Origin of the sequence: Wolbachia endosymbiont of Drosophila tristis (genome assembly GCF_028981745.1) — a bacterium.
In the GTDB taxonomy this organism is placed as follows: Bacteria; Pseudomonadota; Alphaproteobacteria; order Rickettsiales; family Anaplasmataceae; genus Wolbachia; species Wolbachia pipientis.
This window is the reverse complement of sequence record NZ_JAPQLN010000031.1, coordinates 1-5,652: the sequence shown is the minus strand read 5'-3', so window position 1 is coordinate 5,652 and position 5,652 is coordinate 1. Positions and strand designations below refer to the sequence as shown.

The following is a 5,652-nucleotide window of genomic DNA, read 5'->3' as shown; positions in this document are numbered from 1 at the left end:
GCAGATATGGAGCCCCTAAAATTCACGCTGAATTAAAAGCTTTAGGCAAAAATTAAAACAGTACAAAGTGTTATGCAAGAAAATGGCATTAAAGCCAAGTTTAGACGAAGGTTCAAAAATAAAAAACAGCAAATAAGCAACCGAGTTGTGGCTCCGAACACATTGGATCAAAATTTTACTACTGATCAGCCAAATAAAGTTTGGGATTACCTACATAAAAACTAAAGAAGGTTGTTGGCGGCAATAATTGACCTATATTCACGCATGGTGGTTAATGAGTAACATGATAATTAGTTATAGATTCTTTATTGATGGCCGTTGATAAACGCAAACCCGATAAAAATCTGCTGTTACATAGCGATCAAGGGTCACAGTATACCTCTCAAAATTACCAATTTCTATTGAATACAAAAAACATCATTTCCAGCATGAGCCATAAGGGCTGTTGTTACGATAACTCTGTTGCAGAAAAGTTCACTTAAAAGGGAGCTGCTTATTGATACTTCTCGCTCAACAAACCAGAACTACCATATTTGAATACATAGAAATCTTTTATAACAAATAACGTAGACATTCTACTATTAACTATTGCATTCCTGCACAATTTATTCTCATGATAAAAACGTCTTAACTTTCTCTCTACTTTTTCTGGGTAAGGTCAAATAGAGAATTTTACAAAAATCTATTTTTAACTTACAATCAATTATTACAATTTTAAACCTACAACTTATGTATAACAGACTTATAGTCAAATCTTTTTCAGTATTATGCATCTGTTTATTTGCTTTATACATAACACTGCCAAATTTCTTTGATAATAAGCTTTTTATTTCGAAAAAAAGAATAAACTTAGGCCTTGACCTGAAAGGAGGGGCATCTTTGCTTTTAAACATAGACTTAGACTTCTATTTTAAGGAAAAGCTAAGCATGCTAGCTAACGAAATAAAAGAGACATTGCTAACAAAAAATATTGAATCTAACGTACAAAATAGCGTTATAACTTTAAATAGTATTGATGATTATAAAAAAGCATCTGTGTTGATTAATGCGATAAATCCAAATTTAGAGCTAAATAGAAAAGATTCTTCGATTCTCATTTCGTATAAACCACATTATAAAAATTCTTTGATCAGTGAAGTAGCTGCAGAATCAATAAACAATGTCCAGCGCCGTTTGGACAAACTTGGCACAAAGGAAGTCAGCGTTCAAAAACAAGGGCAGAATAAAATATTAGTGCAGGTGCCTGGAGTAGAAGATACCAAGCAGATAAAATCTCTGCTTGGCAAAACTGCTAAGCTAGCTTTTCATTTGGCAAACACTAACATAGCCAAGGTGCAGGATATAGACCATGAAACCACTGTCATGCTCAAGGATTCTTTAGGTAATTCTTATCCAATATTCCGCAAAACTGAAATAGGTGGTGATTCGCTGGTTAACGCATCAGTTAGATTCGGCAATTTAGGTAAACCGACAGTGCATTTTAAATTTGACAGTATAGCGAGTAAAAGATTCGCGAAAATCACTAAAGAAAATGTAGGAAAGCCTTTTGCAATTGTTCTGGATAACACAGTTTTAACAGTACCTACAATACGTGAGCCAATTTTAAATGGAGAGGGAGAAATTAGCGGTAATTTCACTGAAAAACAAGCAAGCGAACTTGCAATACTTTTAAAATCTGGAGCACTGCCAGCACCACTTAAAATAATTGAAGAAAAAAACATTGGCCCAAGTCTTGGAGAAGAATCAATAAAGGCAGGGGAAATGGCAGCAACAATCTCTATTATAGCCGTGGCTTTATTTATAATCATCACTTACGGCAAATTAGGTGTATTGGCCTCTGTTGCACTTTTTTCTAATGTAGTTCTTATATTATCAATTCTCACTCTGCTTGAAGCAACTCTAACTTTACCTGGAATTGCCGGTATTGCACTTACTGTTGGTATGGCGGTGGATGCAAATGTTTTAATATTTGAGCGAATTCGTGAGGAAATCAAATCTGGCAAGAGAGTGGAACGTGCTATTGAAGAAGGGTTTAAAAACGCTATAAAGACAATACTGGATTCAAATATCACTACATTAATTGCTGCAGGAATAATGTTCATTATTGGCAGTGGAGCAATAAGAGGCTTTTCTGTCACTCTATCAATAGGAATTTTATGTTCGATGTTTTCTGCAATCACAGTCACAAAACTCCTGATAGAGTTGTGTATGAACCCGAAGGAACTAGCGCTTTGAATTAAGGATTTAGATCTCAGTCAACCACCTTCATTCCCACAACGTTATATCCTGAATCAACGTGCAAAATTTCTCCAGTAGTGCCACTACTTAAGTCGCTTAATAAGTATAACGCTGCCTTGCCAACATCCTCTATTGTAACATTGCGTCTGAGCGGAGAGTTATTTCTATTCCATTCTGATATGGAGTGAAAATCGCTTATTCCAGAAGATGCTAAAGTTCTGATTGGACCAGCGGAAATTGCATTTACTCTGATATTTTGTGGCCCGAGATCACATGCTATATATTTTACACTTGCTTCAAGTGCCGCTTTACATAAACCCATAACGTTATAATTTGGCATAACTTTTTCAGCGCCATAATAAGATAAAGTAAGTAAACTACCACCATTTGACATCATTTTTTCAGCCCTTTGCGCTAAAGCAGTAAAAGAATAGCACGATATATGCATTGCATTGAGGAAGTTATCCAGTGAAGTATTGACATATTTACCATCTAACTCATTTTTATCGGAGAATGCTATTGCATGCACCAAAAAGTCAAGAGTACCCCATTTTTTCTCTATTATTTCGAAAGCGTTATCTATGATTTTTTCATTTGAAACGTCGCAGTGTAATATTAGCTCCACATTTAGTTCATCTGCTATTGGTGATAGTTTTTCTTTTATTATTTCATTCTGGTAGGTGATTGCAAGTTCTGCTCCGTGCTCTGAGAGAGTTTTTGCTATACCGTATGCTATTGATCTCTTATTTATTATTCCGGTTATTAATCCCTTTTTGCCTTGTAATAGACTTGTCGTCATAGAACTATCTGTTTTTTTATAATTTGGAATATTAACTAGGTAAAGTCAAGATATCACTATGTTTTAAAATATTTTTTGCAGTAACTTGAAGTCTATAAACAGTAATCTTGATTCTTCTACAACAAAGCCATTCCATATGACATTCTGCCTATACCCAATTAAGCATATTAATAAGTAAGTAAATCTTAATATAATCTTATTATACTTATAAATACGCTGTATAGAATGAAAGTATGGATGATTTCATAACTGCAAGAAGAAAAGATGATGCTGTGGTATCTGTTTGTCAGGATAATAAGAAAAAAAACGTGTTAATTTTAGGGCTCAATCAAGTTGCAAGGGATTTGTTAAAATATGAAGAGAAGAATTTGCTTAATAAGCCATTAATTAATATCTTAAGCACAAGAGCAGCTGACAACGTGAAGAATTATTTAGAGTATACCGAAAATGGACACGATTTACTTGATATACTACCTAAAGTGATAGATTTTTCCTTAATTGATGCTAAGGGAGAAGATATCAGGACAAAAGTAAAAGTTTTCCGCACTGCACAATTTGCCAGTAATAAAATAAATTATGAGCTATTAATACGTGATATCAGTTTGTCCCATAAACTAGGAATCTTTAGAGATAAATATCTAATGGGTAAAAAATATAAAAACCATGACTTATTCGATATACCGGGCAATGAGTCCACTATTCTAGAGTTATACGTTATATTAAATTTTGCCTTTCAACATCAAATTAATGCAGCTATAGGAGTGATTGGCTTAAATAGTAGCTGTAGTGAGACAAATAATGCACTGAAAGTTATCATAGAACATTTTTATAAAAATTGCCGTAGTGATGATTTTCTAGGGTATATTGATGAGAATAAAGTGCTTTTTGTTTTGATTAACTGCGATGTAAAAAGTATATCTAAAATAATTAATCGTATACATTCTGCCATTAATAAGCAGTTATTAAAGCGAAAATTACCAAGTGTATCAATAATTTATGGGAATATAGCTCAAAAACAGGCAGCAAAATCTACCAGCGGTGCCTTCTGAAAAGTTGTTTTTTATTTATATTGAGTTTAAACTTAAATTTTTATAAAGATTTAAGTTTATTTATGAAGTTAAAGTACTACCTGGTAGCACTGCTTTCATCATTGTTTTTGCAGAATAGTGCTAGCTCTAAAACAATTTTGGATAAGGAAATATTTTATGCAGAACTAGACGGAAAAATAGATTTGAGATTCGGCTACGCCTTCAACAGAGATTCTTTCAATGCTAAGCCTAAGGATAAAACTTCAAGTTATTCATACTTGCGCTTTCTTTATTTACAGCAAGTTTATCCAAATACTCAAATGGGGGTTAATGTTAAGGCAGGGGTTTCTGGTATTGCAAACCTAAAAGCGTTAGACATAGAAAAGTTAGACATGGAGGAATGGTATTTTATCATAAAAAACCAGGAACTTGGATCAATTGAATATGGTAAAAGAAGTTTAGTTGGTCAGAGCATGTTAATTAACACTTCAAAAATTTATGCAGCTGCTGGAGGAGTAAATGGTCATTGGACAAACTATGCAAATTTGCGCGGTGATCATAAAAAAGATGGTGACCCTGGATATAATCAAGACAAGGTGTTCTGGGTCAAGCCCAATATTTATAGCGATTATAATGAACTCGAACTAGGGTTAAAACAATCATCAATTAACTACATCTCCCCTGAAATCTATAACTTTCAACTCGGATTCAGTTATGTTCCAGGAAAAAATAACTTACAGTACAGCAATTTAATTGCTGCTGGCCTTTCCTATAAAAACACCTTGTCAAATGATATAGGTTTTACTACTGCTTTGACTGGTGAATTTGCAAGAGAAAATTTAACTGGTTGCTCAGATGGAACTTCTAAAAATTATGAATGTCGCAATCAATTACTGCACTGGAATTTTGGTTTGAAGCTAAAATTGTTCGATCTTGATTGCATTTTTTCGTATGGTAATGGTGGTGAATCTGGTGAGAGGCGTAATCCTGAAATAAATAATACGTATTATATGAATGCAGGTATCGCTTACCATTCTGATTCTTACAAATCAAGCTTAACATATTTTAGTAGTGGTAGGGATATTGCAGGCGAAGGTACAAACGAGTTAACATCATATGCTTTAAGCCTTGAAAATTCTCTTTTTTTAGGTACTTCATACTATTTCGATATTGTAAAATTTAGTACCAAAGAACCTAAAATAGAAAATAACAACTCTGGTTATGTGCTCTTGGCTGGACTGAAATTAAGTTTTTAATATTGCCTCCTTCCAACACTCTTTTCTGTCATCCAAGGTAACCGTTCACACTTAATTTTTCAATCTCACTCATGGAGAGGCCAGTAAACTGACCTTACCCAGAAAAAGTGGAGAGAAAGAAAAGAGTTTTTTTGGGTAAAATAAAATTTTGGAGGATTAGAAATGGTAAGAGAATATACGGCAGAATTCAAATTGGAAGCTGTTAAGCTGGCAAATGAACAAAGAAAGGTAGGTCAAACAATATGACAAAGAGAGGTTTGATTTACAAAGCAAGAGTAACAAGGGAAAGAGACATTTAAAAAAAAGCCCTGGCCAGTCAAAAAGAGTAAAA

General features: G+C 33.7%; 5 protein-coding genes and 1 pseudogene. 4 read left to right on the top strand and 2 right to left on the bottom strand.

Annotated elements, in window-relative coordinates; translation table 11 throughout:
• A pseudogene (locus tag OZD64_RS06815) lies at positions 1 to 565 on the top strand (IS3 family transposase); the annotation flags it as partial.
• Positions 566 to 611: 46 nt separating this feature from the next.
• Here OZD64_RS06815 and OZD64_RS00800 read toward each other — a convergent pair.
• Positions 612 to 893, bottom strand: a complete 282-nt coding sequence (locus OZD64_RS00800; RefSeq protein ID WP_039964338.1) for a hypothetical protein — start codon at positions 891 to 893, stop codon at positions 612 to 614.
• On the opposite strand from OZD64_RS00800, the gene secD reads away from it, so the two are divergent.
• Positions 793 to 2,235 carry a protein translocase subunit SecD gene (gene secD, locus OZD64_RS00795; protein ID WP_425385003.1) on the top strand — a complete coding sequence of 481 codons (1,443 nt, stop codon included), beginning with the start codon at positions 793 to 795 and terminating at the stop codon, positions 2,233 to 2,235. The two genes, OZD64_RS00800 and secD, sit on opposite strands and share 101 nt — an antisense overlap.
• Before the next feature lie 16 nt (positions 2,236 to 2,251).
• Here the strand turns inward: secD and OZD64_RS00790 are convergent, their stop codons facing one another.
• A complete protein-coding gene (locus OZD64_RS00790) occupies positions 2,252 to 3,037 on the bottom strand; it encodes an enoyl-ACP reductase FabI (RefSeq protein ID WP_006280349.1) in 786 nt (261 codons plus the stop codon).
• A gap of 233 nt (positions 3,038 to 3,270) precedes the next feature.
• Between OZD64_RS00790 and OZD64_RS00785 the strand changes: the two genes are divergently transcribed.
• Complete coding sequence (locus OZD64_RS00785; RefSeq protein ID WP_010962355.1) at positions 3,271 to 4,086, top strand: PAS domain-containing protein; 816 nt, start codon at positions 3,271 to 3,273, stop codon at positions 4,084 to 4,086.
• Between the two features lie 62 nt (positions 4,087 to 4,148).
• Complete coding sequence (locus OZD64_RS00780; RefSeq protein WP_274999129.1) at positions 4,149 to 5,321, top strand: porin; 1,173 nt, start codon at positions 4,149 to 4,151, stop codon at positions 5,319 to 5,321.
• Positions 5,322 to 5,652 lie beyond the last annotated feature (331 nt).

Coding starts and splice junctions, on each gene's coding strand:
- OZD64_RS00790 (WP_006280349.1), bottom strand. CDS start 3,037: ATGACGACAAGTCTATTACAAGGCAAAAAGGGATTAATAACCGGAATA.
- OZD64_RS00780 (WP_274999129.1), top strand. CDS start 4,149: ATGAAGTTAAAGTACTACCTGGTAGCACTGCTTTCATCATTGTTTTTG.
- OZD64_RS00800 (WP_039964338.1), bottom strand. CDS start 893: ATGTTTAAAAGCAAAGATGCCCCTCCTTTCAGGTCAAGGCCTAAGTTT.
- OZD64_RS00785 (WP_010962355.1), top strand. CDS start 3,271: ATGGATGATTTCATAACTGCAAGAAGAAAAGATGATGCTGTGGTATCT.